14 protein-coding genes and 2 tRNA genes are annotated in these 19,179 nt (G+C 36.9%); 4 read left to right on the top strand and 12 right to left on the bottom strand.

The features are described 5' to 3' along the window. Window positions 1–90 precede the first annotated feature (90 nt). Window positions 91–1,095, bottom strand: coding sequence for a type I glyceraldehyde-3-phosphate dehydrogenase (gene gap, locus MM213_RS05450; protein WP_241410457.1), 1,005 nt, complete (start codon window positions 1,093–1,095; stop codon window positions 91–93). 267 nt (window positions 1,096–1,362) lie between these two features. On the opposite strand from gap, the gene MM213_RS05445 reads away from it, so the two are divergent. Continuing rightward, on the top strand, window positions 1,363–2,292 hold the full coding sequence (locus MM213_RS05445; RefSeq protein ID WP_369413880.1) for a trypsin-like peptidase domain-containing protein: 930 nt from the start codon (window positions 1,363–1,365) through the stop codon (window positions 2,290–2,292). 63 nt (window positions 2,293–2,355) lie between these two features. Here the strand turns inward: MM213_RS05445 and MM213_RS05440 are convergent, their stop codons facing one another. From MM213_RS05440 to MM213_RS05420, 5 genes are all read right to left on the bottom strand, one after another. Further along, a complete protein-coding gene (locus MM213_RS05440; RefSeq protein WP_241410456.1) occupies window positions 2,356–4,584 on the bottom strand; it encodes an NADP-dependent isocitrate dehydrogenase in 2,229 nt (742 codons plus the stop codon). A gap of 149 nt (window positions 4,585–4,733) precedes the next feature. Then, window positions 4,734–5,558: an amidohydrolase gene (locus MM213_RS05435; RefSeq protein WP_241410455.1), complete on the bottom strand. Its 825-nt coding sequence runs from the start codon at window positions 5,556–5,558 to the stop codon at window positions 4,734–4,736. 112 nt (window positions 5,559–5,670) lie between these two features. After that, on the bottom strand, window positions 5,671–6,225 hold the full coding sequence (def, locus tag MM213_RS05430) for a peptide deformylase (protein ID WP_241410454.1): 555 nt from the start codon (window positions 6,223–6,225) through the stop codon (window positions 5,671–5,673). Further along, the gene (gene ruvX, locus MM213_RS05425; protein WP_241410453.1) at window positions 6,222–6,635 is read right to left on the bottom strand and encodes a Holliday junction resolvase RuvX; all 414 of its coding nucleotides are present in this window, start codon (window positions 6,633–6,635) and stop codon (window positions 6,222–6,224) included. Before ruvX ends, def begins: the two co-directional genes overlap by 4 nt. Then, window positions 6,635–7,393 carry a hemerythrin domain-containing protein gene (locus MM213_RS05420; RefSeq protein ID WP_241410452.1) on the bottom strand — a complete coding sequence of 253 codons (759 nt, stop codon included), beginning with the start codon at window positions 7,391–7,393 and terminating at the stop codon, window positions 6,635–6,637. Before MM213_RS05420 ends, ruvX begins: the two co-directional genes overlap by 1 nt. A gap of 155 nt (window positions 7,394–7,548) precedes the next feature. On the opposite strand from MM213_RS05420, the gene MM213_RS05415 reads away from it, so the two are divergent. Next, window positions 7,549–9,189: a S41 family peptidase gene (locus MM213_RS05415; RefSeq protein ID WP_241410451.1), complete on the top strand. Its 1,641-nt coding sequence runs from the start codon at window positions 7,549–7,551 to the stop codon at window positions 9,187–9,189. Window positions 9,190–9,681: 492 nt separating this feature from the next. Then, a complete protein-coding gene (locus MM213_RS05410) occupies window positions 9,682–10,080 on the top strand; it encodes a VOC family protein (protein WP_241410450.1) in 399 nt (132 codons plus the stop codon). Window positions 10,081–10,367: 287 nt separating this feature from the next. Here the strand turns inward: MM213_RS05410 and MM213_RS05405 are convergent, their stop codons facing one another. Beyond that, window positions 10,368–12,326 (bottom strand): M1 family metallopeptidase, encoded by a 1,959-nt coding sequence (locus MM213_RS05405; RefSeq protein ID WP_241410449.1) that lies wholly within the window; start codon window positions 12,324–12,326, stop codon window positions 10,368–10,370. A gap of 170 nt (window positions 12,327–12,496) precedes the next feature. Here MM213_RS05405 and MM213_RS05400 point away from each other — a divergent pair, with 170 nt between their 5' ends. After that, a complete protein-coding gene (locus MM213_RS05400) occupies window positions 12,497–14,353 on the top strand; it encodes a TonB-dependent receptor (RefSeq protein ID WP_241410448.1) in 1,857 nt (618 codons plus the stop codon). Between the two features lie 497 nt (window positions 14,354–14,850). Here the strand turns inward: MM213_RS05400 and MM213_RS05395 are convergent, their stop codons facing one another. From MM213_RS05395 to MM213_RS05375, 5 genes are all read right to left on the bottom strand, one after another. Next, window positions 14,851–15,858 carry an acyloxyacyl hydrolase gene (locus tag MM213_RS05395; protein WP_241410447.1) on the bottom strand — a complete coding sequence of 336 codons (1,008 nt, stop codon included), beginning with the start codon at window positions 15,856–15,858 and terminating at the stop codon, window positions 14,851–14,853. Between the two features lie 249 nt (window positions 15,859–16,107). Beyond that, window positions 16,108–16,182 (bottom strand) — tRNA-Val (locus MM213_RS05390). Between the two features lie 24 nt (window positions 16,183–16,206). Continuing rightward, window positions 16,207–16,281 (bottom strand) — tRNA-Val (locus MM213_RS05385). A 168-nt stretch (window positions 16,282–16,449) separates the two neighbouring features. After that, window positions 16,450–17,994 carry an L-piperidine-6-carboxylate dehydrogenase gene (gene amaB / locus MM213_RS05380; RefSeq protein WP_241410446.1) on the bottom strand — a complete coding sequence of 515 codons (1,545 nt, stop codon included), beginning with the start codon at window positions 17,992–17,994 and terminating at the stop codon, window positions 16,450–16,452. A 126-nt stretch (window positions 17,995–18,120) separates the two neighbouring features. Next, window positions 18,121–19,164, bottom strand: a complete 1,044-nt coding sequence (locus MM213_RS05375) for a DUF4421 domain-containing protein (protein WP_241410445.1) — start codon at window positions 19,162–19,164, stop codon at window positions 18,121–18,123. Window positions 19,165–19,179 lie beyond the last annotated feature (15 nt).

Genomic DNA, 19,179 nt, shown 5'->3' with positions numbered 1-19,179 from the left:
AAAACAAAATCCCAAAAAGATTTCAATCTACTGAACTGAAAAATTCAAGTTGATGAAACTTTTTGGGATCAGGTTTGGTGTTACCCGAATTTATTTACTTGAAATGTAAGCCAACAAATCTACAACTTTGTTGGAGTAACCCCACTCGTTGTCATACCATGCTACTACTTTCACAAACTTATCACTCAATTGAATTCCAGCTCCTTTATCAAAAATTGAAGTTCTGCTATCACCATTGAAATCCGTAGAAACAACATCATCTTCAGTGTAGCCCAAAACACCTTTCATGGTAGTTTCAGAGACTTCTTTCATCTTAGCACAGATCTCTTCGTAAGAAGCTCCGTTTTTCAATCTTACTGTCAAATCCACAACTGATACATTTGGAGTAGGAACTCTGAATGCCATACCTGTCAATTTACCGTTCAATTCAGGAATAACTTTACCTACAGCTTTAGCAGCTCCAGTTGATGAAGGAATAATGTTTTGAGAAGCACCTCTTCCACCTCTCCAGTCTTTTGCCGATGGTCCATCAACGGTTTTTTGGGTTGCAGTAGTCGCGTGAACAGTTGTCATCAAACCTTCTTCAATTCCCCAGTTGTCATTCAACACTTTAGCTATAGGCGCTAGACAGTTGGTAGTACAAGAAGCATTTGATACAAAAACCATATCAGAAGTATAAGAGCTTTCATTTACTCCCATCACAAACATTGGTGTATCATCCTTGGAAGGTGCTGACATAATTACTTTTTTTGCACCGGCATCAATGTGTCCTTGTGCTGTCTCTTTGGTAAGAAAAATACCAGTTGACTCAACAACATAATCAGCACCTACTGCACCCCAATTAAGGTTTGCTGGGCTTTTCTCAGCCGTAACTCTGATTTCGTTGCCATTCACAACCAGTTTACCATCTTTTACTTCAACAGAACCTTCGAATTTACCGTGGGTAGAGTCATATTTAAGCATATATGCCATATATTCTACATCGATTAGATCATTGATCGCTACCACTTGAATATCATCTCTTGATTCTGCAGCTCTGAATACCAATCTACCGATTCTACCGAATCCGTTGATTCCAACTTTAATTTTGCTCATAATTTTTAAGTATTTATTGTTTATAGGTTTGATTACAAATATATTGAATCAAAAATCAAAATAGTCTGATGCTAATTATTTACAATTAACATTGCATAAAATTACCAATAATATCTCGCCTACCCAAATAAATAATCAGGTTACTATTCGTGATTTCAAGACTTTAGGAAATACAATCGATTTCGTAAAAAAACTCATTTTGAAATTAGTTGTTTCAATTAAAAACAGGCGATTTATTAATAACATAAAAGACTAGTTCTTTCTAGATTGTTTATATTACATTTTCTTCCAAAACCAAAATTATTTAAAATGTTCGTTGACGCAATATCAAAAGTATCTGGATTTACAAGAGCGATTCATTCAATAAGTAGAAATTACAAAAGTCAAAAAATAATACCTGGCGCAGCTACTCTTTTTTTTGTAAATGAACATGGTTATGCTATTACCTGTAAGCATGTCGTCCAATGGATTTCAAGTGGAACACCATTAAATAATAATTACAAAGCATTTAAACAGGATTGTTCAAGAGTTCCTAGAGATGGGAAATATAAGCAAACATTAAAAAATCTAGAGGTAAAATACAAACTTTTAGAGAATAGCACAATACAGATGAAAAGCACTTTCATAGATTGTATTGACAAAATTTCCGGATTCACTTATCACCTTCACCCTGAATATGATTTAGCGATTATCAAGTTTAATGATTTTAGCAAAACGCTTTATCATGGTCATGCTGTTTTTCCTAAAAATGCAGACTCAATCAATCAAGGCAAATTTCTTTGTCGCCTAGGGTTCCCTTTTCCAGAATTCAGCAATTTCAAACTCAATCTTGAATCTGACGATATCGAATGGACCAGTGATGGTGTAAAGTCCTCTCCTAGATTCCCCATTGACGGGATGGTCACACGATTTTTGGGTGATAAAAAAGGGGTAAAACACGGTATTGAAATGAGTACGCCTGGACTTCGAGGGCAAAGTGGTGGCCCTCTATTTGATGAAAACGGAATTGTATATGGAATGCAAAGCCGTACAAAACATCTTCATCTAGGATTTGATATAGAGGATAAAGAAATCATTAGCAAAGGAAAAAGCAAAAAAATAAATGACTACTCCTTTATCCACCTCGGCGAATGCATTCATGTAAATATTATAAAAGAATTTTTAACCTTGCACAAGGTGAAATTTACAGAACAATAAATAAAAAGGCTGTACTCCAACTAGGGTACAGCCTTTTTATTTATTATGAGAAGGTTATCATCTTTATACAATGTCCGCCAAAATAGCATTAAAAACGCTGCTTGGACGCATCACCTTTTCTACTTTTGATTCATCCAATTTATAATAACCCCCAATATCAACTTTTACCCCTTGTGTATCATTCAATTCAGAAACAATTCTTGACTCATTTTCTTTTAATTGTTTAGCTACATCGACGAATTTGTTTTTTAACTCTGAATCCAAGTCTTGTGCAGCCAAAGCTTCGGCCCAATACATGGCCAAATAAAAATGGCTACCTCTATTGTCAAGTTCTTTTGCTTTTCTAGAAGGTGATTTATCTTCATCCAAAAACTTGCCTGTTGCTTGATCCAAAGTTTTTGCCAAAACCTTGGCCTTGTCGTTTGAGAAGGTTTCTCCCAAATGTTCCAAGGACACTGCCAATGCCAAAAACTCACCTAGCGAATCCCATCTCAAATGATTTTCTTCTACCAATTGCTCCACATGCTTAGGAGCTGATCCTCCTGCACCGGTTTCAAACAGCCCTCCACCATTCATCAATGGCACTATAGATAGCATCTTAGCACTTGTACCAAGTTCAAGAATAGGAAACAAGTCTGTCAAATAATCACGCAAAACATTTCCAGTTACTGATATGGTGTCTTTACCAGCTTTAATTCTCTCTAAGGAAAACTTGGTTGCGGCAACAGGAGACATTATTTTTATTTCTAACCCTTCCGTATCATGTTCTTTTAGATACGTATTGACTTTTTTGATCAATTCTCTATCGTGTGACCTGTTTTCGTCCAGCCAGAATATTGCAGGATCAGAAGTCGCACGCGCTCTGTTTACTGCCAATTTCACCCAATCCTGAATCGGAGCGTCTTTGGTTTGACACATTCTCCAGATATCACCTTGCTCAACATCATGAGAAATCAAAATTTCTCCATTCGACACTACTCTTACTACTCCTTTTGCTTCTATTTCAAAAGTCTTGTCATGTGACCCATATTCTTCAGCTTTTTGCGCCATCAGTCCAACATTTGGCACTGATCCCATTGTAGATGGATCAAAGGCTCCATTTTCTCTGCAAAAATCGATAGTCTCTTGGTAAACACCCGCATAGGATCTATCTGGAATAACTGCCTTGGTGTCTTGAGCTTTGCCGTCTTTATTCCACATTTGGCCAGAAGTCCTAATCATTGCAGGCATAGAAGCATCGATAATGACGTCAGAAGGTACATGTAAATTGGTAATCCCTCTGTCAGAATTCACCATTGCCAAATCAGGGCCATCTGCTAGACAAGATTGAATATCAGCCTCAATAGCTACTCTCTGATCTTCAGGAAGTGTTTTGATCTTAGAGACTAAATCTCCAAAGCCATTTCTTACATCTACACCAAGAGTTTTCAATAAAGAGTCATGCTTTTCGAAAACTGTAGCAAAAAACACTTTCACTGCATGTCCGAAAATAATAGGATCTGATACTTTCATCATCGTAGCCTTCATGTGCAGAGAGAAAAGTACACCTTCTGCTTTTGCAGCTTCTTTTTGCTTTTTCAAGAAAGTGTTTAGCTCAGACACACTTAGAACTGCGGCATCAATAACTTCCCCAGACTTCAAAGCCAAACCAGACTTCAACGCCTTTATATCTCCAGATTCGCTTACAAACTCAATATCAACTTTTGTCGCTTCTGGTATGGTCAGCGATTTTTCGCTACCATAAAAATCGCCACTTTCCATACTCGCCACATGAGATTTTGAAGTTTTGCTCCAAGCTCCCATGCTGTGAGGATTTTTCTTTGCATAATTTTTCACTGCAAGGGGAGCTCTCCTATCGGAGTTCCCTTCTCTTAAGACAGGGTTTACAGCACTACCTTTTACTTTATCGTATTTTAATTTTATCTCTTTCTCTTCTTCGTTCTTTGGGTCATGAGGATAGTCTGGCAATGCATATCCTTTATCCTGAAGTTCCTTTATAGCTGCTATTAATTGAGGGATTGATGCACTGATATTTGGTAATTTCACAATATTTGCCTCAGCTGTTTTTGCTATATCTCCAAGCTCAGATAGTGCATCTCCAATTTTCTGATCTTCATTTAAAAATTCAGGAAACAAAGCAATTATTCTTCCCGACAAAGAGATGTCTCTTGTTTCTACTACAACACCCGCAGAGTCTGTAAATGCTTTTACAATTGGCAAAAGCGAATAAGTTGCCAAAGCTGGCGCCTCATCTGTAAGAGTGTAGAGAATTTTTGGTTTTTTAGTGGTCATTTTATTTTTATTAACTACAAATTAATTTGATATATATGAAGTATAATGATAAAAACGCAAGAGAAAGTGGCCTTTTTATCTTTCTATTAAAATTCGGGCTAAATTAATCAAAAAATCGCAGTTTCAAAGATTGATTAGCCTTATGGAATCTAATTTGAGTTCTGCTTTGTCCTTGATTCTATGATTTGAAAATTATCTGAATCTTTCCATGCTGGAAATTTTTGTCTAAACGAATTAAGTGCTTCGAAATTTAATTCAACAATCAAAGTTTGCTCTTGGTCTTTGGAAAACATTAATTGATCACCTTTGAAGTTATACACTGCAGAGTTTCCTGAATAAAGAACTCCGTTCCCATCCTCACCAATTCTATTTACACCTATAGAATATACCAAATTCTCCACTGCTCTGGCCTGCAAAAGAATGTCCCACGCGCTTATTCTCGGCTTTGGCCAACTAGCTATGTAGATAGAGATATCATAATCCATTTTCCCATCCTTAGAAGTATTCCTAGACCAAACTGGAAATCTAAGATCGTAACATATCTGCGGCAGGATATTCCATCCTTTTATCTGGAAAATTCTTCTTTCTTGACCCATTGAGAAATGCTCGTCTTCATTTGCCATTCTGAAGAGGTGTCTTTTATCATAGTGCATCAATTCCCCATCTGGGCAAGCCCAAAGCATTCTGTTGTAATAATCATCTCCTTCTTTGATAATCACACTTCCTGTAACTACCGCCCCTGTCTGTGCTGCCATTTGTTTCAGCCATTTGCAGGCAGTGAAATTCATCGGCTCCCCATATTCTTTTACTTCCATGGTAAAGCCCGTCGAAAACATTTCTGGCAATATTATCAGATCGACCTCTCCATCGATTTCCCAAATCTTTTCTTCCAGCATGCTAAAATTGGCTGTCTTATCGTGCCAATAAAGATCTGTTTGAATCAGTGCTATTTTTAGATTTGGTTTATTTTTCATATTGCTTTAGGATTGAGAAAGTGCCAAATTGATTGTTTGAAGGAATAAGTATTTTCCGAAAAAAGAAAATTTAAAAAAAAGCCAACAGACTTTAATTTCTGTTGGCCTAGATTTATCTCAATGGGTAAATCATTCTATAGTCTGTGGAAATTTTCCCTTTACTTACTTCTATCAACTTGCTTTGAACCATCCTTTTTTTCAAACCTTTTAGATAATCAATAAAAAGAATTCCTTCCAAATGATCATATTCGTGTTGGATGACACGGGCAGTCATACCTGAGAATTCCTCTTCTTTCAAATTCCAATTCTCATCATAATACTCGATAGTAAGCTTCTCAGGTCTGATGATTTCAGCTCTCACTTCAGGGATACTCAGACAACCTTCTTCAAAACCATAATTATCGCCGTATTCATCCAAAATGATTGGATTGATAAATGCTCTACGGATTCCAGTTTCTTCATCTTCCTCATCGAGCATCAAAGAACTATCTATCACAAACAATCTAATCCCTTGATTGATTTGAGGCGCTGCCAGTCCCACACCACTTGCATGGTCCATGGTGCTATACATGTCTTTGATCAATGTGGAGATATCATCACCTTCATTAATTTCCTCTGCTTCTTTTTTTAATATTGGATTTCCGTATGCTACTATCGGATAAATCATAATTGCTGTAAATAGGTTTGTAATATAATTGCGGCGCTTATTTTGTCAAGATTGCCTGCTTTTTCTTTTCTGTCTTTCTTTTTGCTCCCCATAGTGATCATGCTTTGCATAGCCATCTTTGAGGTGAACCTTTCATCCACGAGTACAATTTTCTTGTCTACAAATATTTTCCCCAAACGATCCTTTAAGCTAATTACTCTTGGTGTCATTTCATTGTCAGAACCATCCAGTGATTTCGGATACCCCAAGACGATTACCTCCACTTCTTCCTTTTGGAAATAATTCGTAAGAAAATCTACGAGCTTTGATGTTTCAATCGTTTCTAGTGGATTTGCTGTAATCTTAAGAACATCTGTAACTGCAATACCTGTTCTTTTGGTTCCCAAATCAATTGCTAAAACCCTACTCATTAATTACTGCTAATTTGTTTTTTCACCATTCGAAGCACTTCTTTTTCCAATTCTACCGCTTTTGGAAATAGAAGCTCGTCTTCGATTTTAGCATGAATGATAAGCTCTTTCTCAAAATTCTGAAGTTCACTGTAGAGAATTTTCATGCTGAGGGGAGCGTCTTCTGGCAACTCATAATTTTTTGTTAATTTTCTGATCCCCACCATTTCATCATCATGATCCTCATGAGCATGCGCCATGGATTTAATTGGACTTTCTTCCAAAATCGTCAATGCATCATTTAATCTAAATCCTCCTGATTCTATTTCTTGCAATAACTGAATTCTTTTGAATACGCGACTTTCTTCTTCGTGAATATGGTGGATAAAATCTTCTACAAACAAAGGAAACATAATCCTTAGGTCTGACAATATTCCAGCATATTTATCATCTCTACTGATGCCTGTGACCATATTTGATAAAAAGGGCAACTCTTGTCTAACAAAGAAATAGTGTTTCTTTTTGAGATAAGCTACCAGAACCTCTATTGGATGTAAGTACAGCTCTTCTGATTTAGGCTCCTTTCTGTTTGCCCACACTTCCAATTCTTCTACAAGGTGATTAGGGTTTACTTTGAATTTCTTACAAACCTCTAGCAAAGAATTCTCCTCATATTGATAAAAATTTATTCCAAAATAATGCAAAACAGCCGCAAAAACATAATTCTCAGATACGAGTTCTTTGATTCGAGACTTTTGTATATCTTTTGGATTCAACATATAGACAAAAGTAAAGCATTTTAAGAGAAATTGCCCAAATTCTTTATCTAAATTGAATTTATTGCGTTTATAAAAACGAATTGCATAAAAATTCAGTTATGTAGTATATTTGAAGAATTTCCAATAAAGTAATTAAAAAATAACCAGAGGATATCGTGAGCGAAATTAAAAACACAAAAGCACAGGTCCGTCTTCCAATCATTATCGCGCTTGCAATTGCTGCGGGAGTTTGGATAGGTGCTACTTTTGCTGAACCAAAAACAGACAGAAATGACCTGAAAGCTGCTATTTATAAACTTCAGGAAATAGTAACTTATATCAACAGGGATTATGTAGACAGTGTGAATACTAATGAGTTGGTTGAGTTTGGAATTGAGAAAATGTTGGAGAAGTTAGATCCACATTCCAGCTACATCCCTGCAAAAGATGCTGCACTTGCGAAATCACAACTTGAAGGGAATTTTGATGGAATTGGTGTAGAATTTGGCATTATCAGAGACACTATTTATGTAGTAGCACCACTTACAGGTGGTCCTTCAGAGAAATTAGGGATCCAATCAGGTGATCAAATCATCAAAGTAGATGGTGAAACTGTTGCAGGAACAGGAATTACAAATAATGATGTATTCAGCTTATTGAGGGGCCCTAGCGGAAGTGTGGTAGAAGTTGAAGTAAAGAGAAAATCCCAAAGAGATCTTATCAAGTTCGATATTGTGAGAGATAAGATACCTCAATATTCTATCAATGCTTCCTATATGATAAATGATGAGGTAGGATACATTAAAGTGACTAGGTTTGCAGCCACAACCTACGAAGAGTTCAAAAAATCAGTTTCTGAACTTAAGGAACAGGGTATGACCAAGCTAGTGTTAGATCTGCAGAGTAACCCCGGAGGATATATGGGAGCTGCTATCAATATAGCAGATGAAATCTTAGGAAGCAACGCTGTAATCGTGTCCCAAGAAGGAAAAACGAATAAGTTTAATCAAAAGGCCTTCGCAGTAAAACAAGGTGATTTTGAGGAAGGATCTGTAATCGTTTTGATTAATGAAGGAAGTGCCTCAGCTTCTGAGATTGTGGCAGGTGCAATTCAAGACAATGACAGAGGACTAATTGTAGGTAGAAGGTCTTTTGGTAAAGGGCTGGTACAAATGCCAATACCACTTTCTGATGGAGCTGAATTAAGACTGACTATCGCAAGGTATTTCACTCCTTCTGGAAGATCTATCCAAAAACCTTATGGAGACAACGAGGATGAATACAGTTTGGATTGGATCAAAAGGTTTGAGCACGGTGAGTTTTTCTCTGCTGACAGTGTTAAATTCAATGATAGCCTTAGATATGAAACCAAATCAGGAAGAGCCGTTTATGGCGGAGGTGGAATAATGCCAGACTTCTTTGTACCATTGGACACCACTATGTCTAGCTCTTACGTCAACAGACTTTTCAATTCGGACTCGGCTAGAGAGTTTGTTCTTGAATACTTAGACAAAAACAAGAAGAAGTTTGATGGAATGAGCTTTGAAGACTACTACAGCAAGTATCAAGTGTCAGACGAAATGCTTCAAGCACTGATAAAAGTAGGAGAAAGAAACAAAGTTAAATTTGAAGAAAAAGACTTCAATAAATCCAAAGACTATCTCAAGACACTTATTAAAGCTAACATGGGAAGGAACATCTTCGATGATAATGCTTACTATAAGGTAATCAACGACATCAACGAAATATACCTACAAGCGATCAAGTTGTTTGATGAAGCAGAGAAGCTTGCTCTATCCGCAAATACAAATGAATAATTAACCCTAATACAAAAAAGGGAGACCAAATTAATGATCTCCCTTTTTTTATTTTATATCTATCAGAAAGTCTCTTCCAGATGGTCTCAGGACGTCGCCCACTTTTCCAAAAGCAATTACTACCCGCCTTTCTTTTGATTTATTAAAAATTTAGATTGATCACTCCTCGCTGATGTAAAAAAAAGCGAATAACAGAACCATCATATTTACTTAATATGTATATCCGTTTTCATACCAGTAGAATCTAAATAATTGAATTAACCTGTGATTTCGAACCAATATCAATAAATATCCAATATCTATTAGTATCAGTTTGCCAAAAAACAATCGTTTAATTGATTAGTGGCATGATTGCGGATAATCATATTACTTAATTATTGATAATGACAACTCATAATTCAACCTTTCTTTTTATTCTGTTAACTTAGTGATTATATAACCCTAAACCAGATGAAATCATTTATTCTAACTTTAACGCTAAGCTTTATACTAATGAGTGAAAATATTCAGGCACAAGTAAAAATAACCCATATCGCCGTTTATGTAAGTGACTTGCAGCGAAGTGCTGATTTTTATAGAGACGTATTAAATTTCAAAGAAATTGACGAACCTTTTAAAGACGGTTTACATGCATGGTTTGATATTGGAAACAATGTCCAACTTCATATCATTGAAGATGTGTGGGAACCTGTCACTATTAACAAAATAAACCACCTTTGTTTTAGCATAACTGACATGGGTGATTTTATCAAAAACCTGGAAAAACACAAAATTGCATTTGAAGATTGGCCCGGAGAAAAAGGAAAAATAAACATCCGTCCAGATGGCGTACAACAAATTTACCTTAGAGATCCTGATGGCTATTGGATAGAGGTTAATGATGAATACTAAATATGATTATCAGTAATGGGACAAGTAGTCGAATTTGTCAATTAAATAATGCGGATAATCGCTGCTTGTGTCGCGCCTGTGTGCATAGGCGAAGCGCACAAGAGTTATAAGTAGAATAGTTACTTTTGAATCAGTTGACTTAAAACATATCAAAGGTTGGCTTCTGGTAAGAAAGCGGATACATAAAGTACTAAATAAAAAAAGTGAAAGGACTCAACCTTTCACTTTTTTTATTTAGTACTCTTTCAAGAAGAGCTGTTTGCTGAAAAATTCTAATTGCCCCCTAATTACTTTTCGTAAAGTGCGGAAGGCCATACATCATTTCCTGCGTTCACATCTGTGATGATTTTATCAGGATCGATCTCGACTTTAACTACTTTTTTGTCCACCTTCAATAAGTGCTGCCAAGTATTTCCTTTGAACCAAACTTCGACAGGCAATGACCTTCTTTCCTTTTCTCCATCCTCATAAGTCACTTCAAAATTGACAGGCATTGGCATATCTCCCTTGTTTGAAAAAACTACAATATAATTGGCCCCATAAGGATAGACACCGTCCACAGACAAGTCAATGTTTGCATTGCTATAAAACCAACCTTTCCAGAACCAGTCCAAATTTTCCCCTGACACATTTTCTACGTGATTGAAGAAATCGGTAGGCTGTGGATGCTTATAAGCCCAAGTTTTGATGTAAGAACGAAATGCTTTATCAAACCTTTCATGACCCAAAATGTATTCTCTAAGCATAATCAGCCCCAATGCAGGCTTCATATAAGCTACCATACCCAAGTTATTGCTTTGAGTTCTATCTGCATGAGTTGCTATTGGCTCTCTGTTATCATTGGTCAACCAACCCAAATATTTTCTGGTCTGAATAAGATCGTTGGTGTACTCACCATTATTGAAAGCCAAGTAGCTGTAGTAATTGATAAAAGTATTGAAACCTTCATCCATCCATGCATGTCTTCTTTCATTGGTACCAACAATCATCGGGAACCAATTATGACCAAATTCATGATCAGTAACACCCCATAGCGACTCCCCTTTTGACTTGTAGCTACAGAAATTCAATCCAGGATATTCCATTCCTCCGATGTCCGCAGCAACATTTACCGCCACTGGATATGGGTATTCATACCACATTTCAGAGTAATGCTCAATCGACGCTTTGCTGTACTCAGTAGATCTTCCCCAAGCATCTTCACCATCACTTTCCTTTGGGTACACAGATTGGGCAATTATCCTTTTCCCACTTGGAAGATTCGCTCCTACTGCATCCCAAATAAATGCTTTTGATGATGCAAAAGCAACATCTCTACTGTTGTTCATTTTAAAGTGCCAAGTAAGCTTTCCATCCTGTCTCGGTCTGATATTGGCATGGTCACCCACTTCATCCGGATTGATGATGTATACTCTTTGATCACTCTCAGCTGCATTTTTCATTCTATTTTGTTGCTCCCTTGTCAGGACTTGACTTGGATTCTGAAGCTCGCCCGATCCTACTACGATATGATCAAAAGGGACAGTTACTTTATAATCAAAGTCTCCATATCCCAAATAAAACTCCCCAGCCCCTAAGTAAGGGTCTGTATTCCAACCAGTCACATCATCAAGCACCGCAACTCTTGGGTACCACTGAGCCATAGCATAGATTGTCCCATCTTTCACATCCAATCTCCCCATTCTATCCATTCCTTTGACAGGTATCTTATATTCAAAATCCATAGAAACGGTACCTACTCCACCATTTGCAGGAATAGGTTCCGCAAAAACAACTTGCATTCTGGTATCTGAAATCAAATACTCATTACTGACAGCTTTGTTTCTTCCTGATAAGCTAGCCTTCACATTATCGATAGTATATCCACCATCGACATCTCCACTGTATCGATTCCCCTGAACTGGCGTGGTCAATGTCCCTCTTGACTCTTCTGTAAATCTATTTTGCTCTAAAAAAAGCCAAATGAAATCTAAAACTTCTGGGCTGTTGTTTGTGTAAGTAATCGTCCAAGAACCTTTTACTGAATGATTCTCTTCATCCAACTCAACGTTAATGACATAATCAGATTTATTTTGCCAATAATTTGGTCCTGGCTTGCCCGTGGCAGACCTGTAAGCTGTCCCTTGTCTGTAACCAAACTCGGTAAAAGCAGCATCTTTATTGTCTTTTACTTGCTGAGCCTCAAGGTTAGTAACCCCTGTCAAAACTAGAAGTAAAAGGAATACCCTTTTTACAATATGTGTCATACTATGAAATATAATTTTAAATGATTTGGCTAAAATACAGAAACAAAAGATAACAAAAAACCAAATTTACAGAGTAAGGTATGTAGGCTAGAAATTACTTCTAAAATGCAAAACATTTGCATTTAGAATTATTTAGAAGGTAATTTGCCCCGAGATTTTAAATCTATTTTATGAAAAAAATATTACTTATTCCTGCTTTAATCCTTCATTCTTACGGTGTTAAAGCTATTCAAGACAGTACCACCGTTGATCTTGGAGAAGTTGTAATTCAAGAAAACAGGATTGAAATTCCATTCAACAAGGTATCAAGAAACATTTCAATCGTCAGTAGAAAAGACATAGAGACTACACCTGCCAGAAGCTTGCAAGAAGTTCTTTCATTTACTCCAGGAGTAGATGTAAGGCAGAGGGGTGTTTCTGGTGTACAAGGTGATATTGGAATCAGAGGTGGAGGTTTTGAACAAACCTTGATGCTCATAAATGGAATAAAAATGACTGATCCGCAAACAGGGCATCATATCATGAATATCCCAATTCCGCTTCAAGCAATACAACGTGTGGAGGTAATGAAAGGCCCAGCCTCCAGAATTTATGGACAAAATGCTTATGCTGGTGCTGTTAATGTGGTCACGATGCTACCCGAAACCAAAGGACTGAACATTCAAGCTTATGGAGGTGATTTTGGAATGAAGGGGGTCAGCGTAGTTTCCGCCTTGCCAGTCACTTTGCCTTTTGGCACTTACAAACAATCATTATCTGTTTCACACGATGCCTCAAATGGTCATTGGTACAACTCTGATTATAAAGTAAGTAATGTTTTCTATGAAGGTGGGATGGATTTGAATGAAAAAAATGAGATTCGAACTATGGTTGGGTATACCGACAGGTCATTTGGTGCAAATGGATTCTACACCAACAGCTTTCCGGATCAATGGGAAAGTATTCAGACTTTTATTGCTTCACTTAGCCATACTTATAGCCATGAAAACCTTTACTTACAGACTAGGGCATATTGGAGAAGAAATTCGGATGAATTTAGGTTAAGGAGAAATGAACCTGAATTTTTCACCAACAACCATGTCTCAGATGTTTTTGCCTTGGAGCTGAATGGAAGATATCAATCCAAACTAGGTACTACAGGCTTTGGAGTCGAAGGAAGGCAAGAGAAAATAGAAAGTAATAATTTGGGAGATAGAGATAGGGCTTTTCTTGGAGTTTTTGCGGAGCATCGGATTGAGTTTTGGGAAAACTTTGATTTCAGGGCCGGAGTATATTCCAATTTTTACGATGAATATGGCTGGAAGCATTTCCCTGGTGCAGAATTGGGGTATCAAATCAATAATAGCTCAAGACTTTATACAAACTATGGGGCAAGTTATAGAATCCCATCCTTCACAGAACTTTATTACCAAGATCCAAGTAATTTGTCAAATCCAGACTTGACACCAGAAGAAGCCCAAAGTTTTGAGTTCGGTTACAAATATGGAAACAAAGGCTTAAGACTTGAAATAGTCTATTTCAACAGACACACAAAAAACCTTATTGACTGGAATAGAGAGCCAAGCGAAATTGTACCAAACCCTAACCGCTGGACACCAAGAAATATCTCTGAAGTAACTTTCCAAGGGATCGAAATAGGAATGCAGCAAGCGCTAAAGCTTGGAAGTAAGAACTTTAAACTTTCTGAAATTTCATTGAGTTACAATTACATCGATGCTGACTTGAAACAATTACCAGGGGCAGAATCAAGAAACACCCTGAACGCAATGCGACATCAGGCTATTGCCGGTGTAAGAACTGAGTTTTTTACAAATTTAGAATTGAACATCAAGGCTAGATATATTGAAAGAATGGCATTAGATCCATATTTCCTAATGGATATTAGAATGGATTACAATAGGCTGAAGACTTTTGGCATTTTTGCTGAGGCTTCCAATGTCACGAATACTGATTATATAGAAGCTGGCTTTGTCCAAATGCCTAGAAGATGGTTTAGGGCTGGAATTAGTTTAAACCTCTTTCAATAAGAACTAACCCTGGATTTTTTATTAGGATTCTACATAGAAAATCAGATAAAAAATCCGGGGTTGTTCATTAGAGCTGAAGATTCAAAAAGACATCATTTATTCCTTCCTAATGAAAAACATTGCTGAAATCAATTTGACATTTTTTTGATTTTACATGCATGAAAGTTTATGATTATCCGCAATCATGCCACTAATCAATTAGACGGTTGTTTTTTGGCAAACTGATACTAATAGATATTGGATATTTATTGATATTGGTTCGAAATCACAGGTTAATTCAATTATTTAGATTCTACTGTTATAAAAACGGATATACATATAAAGTTTTTTTTTTAAAAAAAGATATATGCTTCAATGCCTGTAAGCTAAATTTCTAACATTTTTGGTTGCATTGAATCAATATCCACAAATATCTTGTATCAATTAATATCGAATAGAAGCAAAAATGATTGATTTGTTTTGTCACTGACATCATTCCGTATACACATAAAATTTTATCAAAACACATACCCAAGAGTCCACTCCATATAATCTGCCCTTCCTCCATGGGCTTTCAATGTGGCGGCTACTTGCCAGTTTGATGACAAATGATACTTCAAGCCGTATCTTTGATAAAAAAGTTTATGTGTTTCATCAGGTCTTTTTAGATAAGTTGCAAATTGGGTCACAAAAACAAGTTTATTCATATGTAAATCATGACCAACTGCAAAACCTGTTCTCCATCGATCGAATGACCCTGATTGGCCATATTCATCTACCCTCGCCTGTCTTTCTCTAATATAACCCACATTGTAATCTAAATCCAATCCAGCCGTCCAAGACCCAATAGGTGAATATCTATATGATGAGGTATAATTGATGCCATATGCAGGAAAAACAGCAAAATCTAAAGCTCTAATACTTTTCACACCCGATCTGATATATATCGCATGATTTATCCTTTCCAATTTATAATCAAGCGTCTTTTGGTTAACTTTTTCAAAAGCCTTTGGATTCTCCTCAGCAATTTGATAATTGACTCCAAAACCAGCAAAAACAATGTTAAGGCCGGAATTAGGCAGTCTACGCGCAGCATTACTGATGTGAGTAAGTCCAGCATGTGCATTCAACCCCAATTTGTCCGTAAGTGAATAATTGTACACCAATTGAGCTTCAACAAAATAATTCACATTAGAACCAATTGCTTTTTGGAGATCGTTTTTCACAGGATCAAATGGGTTTTCTACATAGGCTAAGCCAAGAGACACTTTGTATGAAACTTCACTTTTTCCCCAAGCTTTAATAATCGGCTGGAGAAATCCACTTAATGCGTAAGATCTCCCTACCAAGGCATTATCATGATCTAAATAGGTAAAGCTCACACCAGCTATAGGGTTATTCATATGATCATGATATTCTTTTGCATTGAGTCTTGAAAAATAATCAAGCTTAACAAACCTTGGATAACCTTTCACAGGGCTCACTTCTGAATTATGAATAATTGTACTCCCCAATGACTTGTTCATTTGGAAATAACTTTGACCCTTGGCTTGATTTGTGACAAAAAAAACGACACCAAGAATAATTACCCTTGAGATACAATCCCTAATCATGAAAATATATTTGTTCTAATTATTCGCGTTCTGATGTCATTGCAGACAACCAAATTATATCAGAATTATGTACTCAAAAGAAAAAAAAATGTTGTGATTCAAAATGCAATATATAAATATTACAAGTCATAAATAAAAAAAGCCTCTCTCTGAGGCTTTATGTGGGAGTTGAGGGATTCGAACCCCCGACCCTCTGCTTGTAAGGCAGATGCTCTGAACCAACTGAGCTAAACTCCCGAAGGACAATAAATATAAAATATGTGGGAGTTGAGGGATTCGAACCCCCGACCCTCTGCTTGTAAGGCAGATGCTCTGAACCAACTGAGCTAAACTCCCATTGCTTTCTGAATGGAATGCAAAGGTAAATTTAAATTTTATCCATACAAACATAAAATTAAATATTTTATCACCTCAACAAGTAACTTTCTGATAATGAACCAAAAATTCTTTCAGACCCAAAAATTTCACCTATTAGGAAATTCTAATAGGTGAAATCATCTCTAATCAAATATCAAACTTTATCCCTTGGGCTAATGGCAATGAATTGCTGTAGTTGATGGTATTTGTTTGGCGGCGCATATATGCTTTCCAAGAATCAGAACCTGACTCTCTTCCTCCACCAGTTTCTTTTTCACCTCCAAAAGCCCCACCAATCTCTGCACCTGAAGTACCTATATTTACATTGGCAATTCCACAATCTGATCCTGCAGCTGACAGAAACAATTCCGCCTCACGCATATTCAAAGTCATAATTGAAGAAGATAATCCTTGCGGAACTCCGTTTTGCATTGCAATTGCATCTTCCAATGATGCGTATTTCATTAGATACAGAATTGGCGCAAAGGTTTCATGCTGTACCATCAGATAATTGTTTTCAGCTTCGATGATGCATGGTTTGACATAGCATCCCGACTCATAGCCTTCACCGGTCAACACACCACCAGAGACTAATTCCTTCCCTCCTTCTTCAGTTACCTTTTTGATTGCATCAAGGTACATATCGACAGCTTCTGTATCTATGAGCGGCCCTACATGATTTTTCTCATCCAAAGGATTTCCTATTACTAATTTACCATATGCAGAAACCAATCTAGATTTCACTTCTTCATACACAGATTCATGAATTATCAACCTACGAGTAGTAGTACATCTTTGCCCAGCAGTCCCTACAGCACCAAAAAGAGCCCCTCTGATTGCTATTTCCAAATCAGCATTCTCGGTAATTATTATAGCATTATTTCCTCCCAACTCCAATAATGACCTACCTAACCTTCCTCCAACGGCTTGACCTACTAGCTTACCCATACGGGTAGAACCTGTGGCTGAAACTAAAGGAATTCTAGAGTCGTGAGACAAATACTCCCCTACTTTATAATCACCCACGATCAGTGATGAAATCCCTTCAGGGAGATTGTTTTCCTTCAATACTTTTGCGATAATTTTCTGACATGCGACTGCTGACAAAGGTGTTTTTTCAGAAGGCTTCCACACGCACACATTGCCACAAACCATAGCTATCATACTATTCCAAGACCAAACTGCCACTGGAAAATTAAAAGCTGATATAATCCCTACAACACCAATTGGATGCCATTGCTCATACATCCTGTGCCCAGGCCTTTCTGAATGCATGGTCAAACCATAAAGCTGCCTAGACAACCCAACAGCAAAATCACAGATATCAATCATTTCCTGGACTTCTCCCAGTCCTTCTTGATATGATTTACCCATTTCATAAGAAACCAATTTCCCTAATTCAGATTTCACCTCCCTCAATGCATTTCCTACCTGTCTAACAATCTCACCTCGCTGAGGAGCTGGTGTCACTCTCCAAGATTCAAAAGAACCCTGAGCTTCCTTAATGACTTTTTCATAAGCTTCCTTATTTGTCAATTGGACTTTGGCTATCAGCTGCCCATCTGCTGGAGAAAAAGAACTCAAAAAACTTTCACCAGTATCTATCCAATTGTCACCAGTACTCGTACCATTGTTTTCAGCAGAAATGCCCAAAACTTTTAGAGCATCACTTATTCCATATTTCTCTGACATATATAATTGGTTTTATATTATTTCCTTGTTTGTAAAAATAATAAAATTGATTTGCTTGCTGATAGCATGCCACATATTTATACCTAATCACAGGCAAATCAATATAAATTTCATAATGCTAAAACACTATCTCAACAATAGTCTTTTTAAATCCACAGCATCAAGATAACGCTTCAATCCTGGACCAGGAAGTATTCGATACACAAAATTAATACGATAATTACCAGTCATCAAGGTGTTATCAAACTCACTGTTTCTCGTCAAATTAACTCGATTGTGTACATAGTTTGCATTAACGGACCATTTTTTAGAATTGTAACCGACAAATCCCCTTAAAAACAAATTGGAATTTAAAGCCCATCTTTTTTCAGTTTCATTCTCAAATGAAATGCTTTGATGACCTAAACTCAGGTTGGTAGAAGCAGATCCGGTTATAAAAAAATGCTTGAGGATAACAAAAGTGTGGGTGTACCCTACATTTGGTCCAAATTGGAAATAACGAGAAGAACTGAAATTCCTACTTTCAGAGGGCAAAAAACCAATGGGTAAAATAAGCCTATCGTTATCCACCAGACCACCATAAACCTCAAACCCTACAAGTGGACTTCCCGCAGAACGCTTCTGCCATTCACTCTGAAGAAACGCTGCTCTTAGTGAAAGCTTATCACCATTAAACAAATATTGTACATTTGTTCCGATCTTTCTGACACGCATTTCAGGAAGAATCAAAAAAGGGTCAGTTTGATTTGATAAACCATCAAGATCAGCATAAAACCCTTTATAAAATTGCAGAAAAAGATCTATTACAAGGTTTTTTGGGTAAGCATGTGCTTGCAAATCCAAGTACTTAGAATCACCAGTTCCTTTATCTGGATTCAAAAATCCAAAACCGTAGGCAATGTTCAAAGTCAGACCATTATAAGTGGCACCAACACCTAAGTTTAAAGTAGAGTTGGGTTCAAAGCGAAGTTTTTGATCTCCACGCCTATCATTTAAAAGAAATGAAGTGTATTTTCTAGAAGTGTAGACCCGAGTGGTCAATTGGTCTGGGAATTTTTCGTAATAGACAGAGTCTTTATCGTTTTGGGCAAAAACCTCTTGCTTTAGCGCAATCAAGGAAAACACGAACAGTAAGACTAGCTTAAATATTTGATTCTTGTAAATATTCACATTGAGTTAATTTAA

Source organism: Belliella alkalica, assembly GCF_022549785.1.
Taxonomy (GTDB): domain Bacteria; phylum Bacteroidota; class Bacteroidia; order Cytophagales; family Cyclobacteriaceae; genus Belliella; species Belliella alkalica.
Note: the sequence above shows the minus strand (reverse complement) of the source record. Positions and strands in the feature narration are given on the sequence as shown.

Excerpts from the sequence above, each read along its gene's own strand:
- gap (WP_241410457.1), bottom strand. The coding sequence starts at position 1,095 with ATGAGCAAAATTAAAGTTGGAATCAACGGATTCGGTAGAATCGGTAGA.
- MM213_RS05440 (WP_241410456.1), bottom strand. The coding sequence starts at position 4,584 with ATGACCACTAAAAAACCAAAAATTCTCTACACTCTTACAGATGAGGCG.
- MM213_RS05435 (WP_241410455.1), bottom strand. The coding sequence starts at position 5,558 with ATGAAAAATAAACCAAATCTAAAAATAGCACTGATTCAAACAGATCTT.
- def (WP_241410454.1), bottom strand. The coding sequence starts at position 6,225 with ATGATTTATCCGATAGTAGCATACGGAAATCCAATATTAAAAAAAGAA.
- ruvX (WP_241410453.1), bottom strand. The coding sequence starts at position 6,635 with ATGAGTAGGGTTTTAGCAATTGATTTGGGAACCAAAAGAACAGGTATT.
- MM213_RS05420 (WP_241410452.1), bottom strand. The coding sequence starts at position 7,393 with ATGTTGAATCCAAAAGATATACAAAAGTCTCGAATCAAAGAACTCGTA.
- MM213_RS05410 (WP_241410450.1), top strand. The coding sequence starts at position 9,682 with ATGAGTGAAAATATTCAGGCACAAGTAAAAATAACCCATATCGCCGTT.
- MM213_RS05405 (WP_241410449.1), bottom strand. The coding sequence starts at position 12,326 with ATGACACATATTGTAAAAAGGGTATTCCTTTTACTTCTAGTTTTGACA.
- MM213_RS05400 (WP_241410448.1), top strand. The coding sequence starts at position 12,497 with ATGAAAAAAATATTACTTATTCCTGCTTTAATCCTTCATTCTTACGGT.
- MM213_RS05395 (WP_241410447.1), bottom strand. The coding sequence starts at position 15,858 with ATGAACAAGTCATTGGGGAGTACAATTATTCATAATTCAGAAGTGAGC.
- amaB (WP_241410446.1), bottom strand. The coding sequence starts at position 17,994 with ATGTCAGAGAAATATGGAATAAGTGATGCTCTAAAAGTTTTGGGCATT.